2 tRNA genes and 2 rRNA genes (1 of these 4 cut by a window edge) are annotated in these 2,500 nt (G+C 50.9%); all 4 read left to right on the top strand.

The window, feature by feature from the left end:
- Nucleotides 1-165 precede the first annotated feature (165 nt).
- Nucleotides 166-1,689, top strand: a 16S ribosomal RNA gene (locus tag CRO15_RS19535).
- Between the two features lie 110 nt (nucleotides 1,690-1,799).
- A tRNA-Ile gene (locus CRO15_RS19540) sits at nucleotides 1,800-1,873 on the top strand.
- Nucleotides 1,874-1,983: 110 nt separating this feature from the next.
- Nucleotides 1,984-2,057, top strand: a tRNA-Ala gene (locus CRO15_RS19545).
- A 182-nt stretch (nucleotides 2,058-2,239) separates the two neighbouring features.
- A 23S ribosomal RNA gene (locus CRO15_RS19550) occupies nucleotides 2,240-2,500 on the top strand; it runs 2,566 nt beyond the window's last position.
- The 16S and 23S rRNA genes sit together here with 2 tRNA genes alongside, the layout of an rRNA operon.

Below are 2,500 nucleotides of genomic sequence, written 5' to 3' on the forward strand. Positions count from 1 at the left end.
GGGGGGATTGCGAGGGTTGTTTGACCTGGTTTTTTTCTCACTTTGTAAGATTGAGAAGTTCATTTGACATATTGTATAGACAGCGTAAAAGAGAATTTTAGACAAGAACCATTTTGATGCGGGGGACCTTTATTGATTGTGAAGTTTTATGACATTTAACTTTTTACAATGAAGAGTTTGATCCTGGCTCAGGATGAACGCTAGCGGCAGGCCTAACACATGCAAGTCGAGGGGTAACGGGGAGTGCTTGCACTCTGCCGACGACCGGCGCACGGGTGCGGAACGCGTATGGAACCTGCCCCTGTCAGGGGAATAGCCCAGAGAAATTTGGATTAATGCCCCATGGTACCGGGACAACACATGTTGTTTTGGTTAAAGATTTATCGGACAGGGATGGCCATGCGTACCATTAGCTTGTTGGTGAGGTAACGGCTTACCAAGGCAACGATGGTTAGGGGCCCTGAGAGGGGGATCCCCCACACTGGTACTGAGACACGGACCAGACTCCTACGGGAGGCAGCAGTGAGGAATATTGGACAATGGGCGGGAGCCTGATCCAGCCATGCCGCGTGCAGGATGACTGCCCTATGGGTTGTAAACTGCTTTTACATGGGAAGAAACGCACCTACGTGTAGGTGTTTGACGGTACCATGAGAATAAGGACCGGCTAACTCCGTGCCAGCAGCCGCGGTAATACGGAGGGTCCGAGCGTTATCCGGAATCATTGGGTTTAAAGGGTCCGTAGGCGGGCCTATAAGTCAGAGGTGAAAGGCCACGGCTCAACCGTGGGACTGCCTTTGATACTGTAGGTCTTGAGTCGTTGTGGAGTTGCCGGAACATGTGGTGTAGCGGTGAAATGCATAGATATCACATAGAACACCGATCGCGAAGGCAGGTAACTAACAACGTACTGACGCTGATGGACGAAAGCGTGGGTAGCGAACGGGATTAGATACCCCGGTAGTCCACGCCGTAAACGATGGATACTAGCTGTCGGGACCTCGGTCTCGGCGGCCAAGCGAAAGTGATAAGTATCCCACCTGGGGAGTACGTTCGCAAGAATGAAACTCAAAGGAATTGACGGGGGCCCGCACAAGCGGTGGAGCATGTGGTTTAATTCGATGATACGCGAGGAACCTTACCAGGGCTTAAATGTAGTATGACAGGTTTAGAGATAGACTTTTCTTCGGACATATTACAAGGTGCTGCATGGTTGTCGTCAGCTCGTGCCGTGAGGTGTCAGGTTAAGTCCTATAACGAGCGCAACCCCTACCGTTAGTTGCCAGCATGTAAAGATGGGGACTCTAACGGGACTGCCGGTGCAAACCGTGAGGAAGGTGGGGACGACGTCAAATCATCACGGCCCTTACGTCCTGGGCCACACACGTGCTACAATGGCCGGTACAGAGGGAAGCCACCCCGCAAGGGGGCGCGGATCTATAAAACCGGTCACAGTTCGGATCGGGGTCTGCAACTCGACCCCGTGAAGCTGGAATCGCTAGTAATCGGATATCAGCCATGATCCGGTGAATACGTTCCCGGGCCTTGTACACACCGCCCGTCAAGCCATGGAAGCCGGGAGTGCCTGAAGTCCGTCACCGTAAGGAGCGGCCTAGGGCAAAATCGGTAACTAGGGCTAAGTCGTAACAAGGTAGCCGTACCGGAAGGTGCGGCTGGAACACCTCCTTTCTAGAGAAGAGACGGACCTTTCGATGGGGTCCCGTATCTTGGTGGTGCTTGTTTTTTTCTTTTATGCTGTCTTATAATATGTTTTTAAATACTGGCAAATTAGGCCAAACAGTCTCATAGCTCAGCTGGTTAGAGCGCTACACTGATAATGTAGAGGTCGGCAGTTCGAGTCTGCCTGAGACTACGAGGATCAGCCCTATGGCTGAACGTTCATTAAAATAGGAAATTCTAGATGTTGAGTTACCGTTATATAGTACTGTTAACTGATAACTGTTAACTGATCACTGGAACCACGGGGAATTAGCTCAGCTGGCTAGAGCGCCTGCCTTGCACGCAGGAGGTCACCGGTTCGACTCCGGTATTCTCCACAAGGGCGTAAAAGCTGTCGACGGCATTTTTTTGTATTTGCCGATGGCGGCCCGCCAAAAGTTCATTGACATATTGGGACGGAGCATGACGATTTTATCGTCATTGCGAAGTCAAAGAAGAAACACGAAGTAGAATAGAATATAATAAAGGATTACGAGGGCATTTGTACATATGTACAGGTGCGACAAGCAAAAGAAGGGCGTATGGGGAATGCCTGGGCTCTCAGAGGCGAGGAAGGACGTGATAAGCTGCGAAAAGCCGCGGGGATCTGCACACGAGAATTGATCCGCGGATATCCGAATGGGGCAACCCACTATGTTGAAGGCATAGTATCCGCAAGGAGGCGAACCCGCTGAACTGAAACATCTAAGTAGGCGGAGGAAGAGAAAACAAAAGTGATTCCGAGAGTAGTGGCGAGCGAAATCGGATTAGTCCAAACCAA

The organism is Flagellimonas pacifica, assembly GCF_900215465.1.
Lineage (GTDB): Bacteria > Bacteroidota > Bacteroidia > Flavobacteriales > Flavobacteriaceae > Flagellimonas > Flagellimonas pacifica.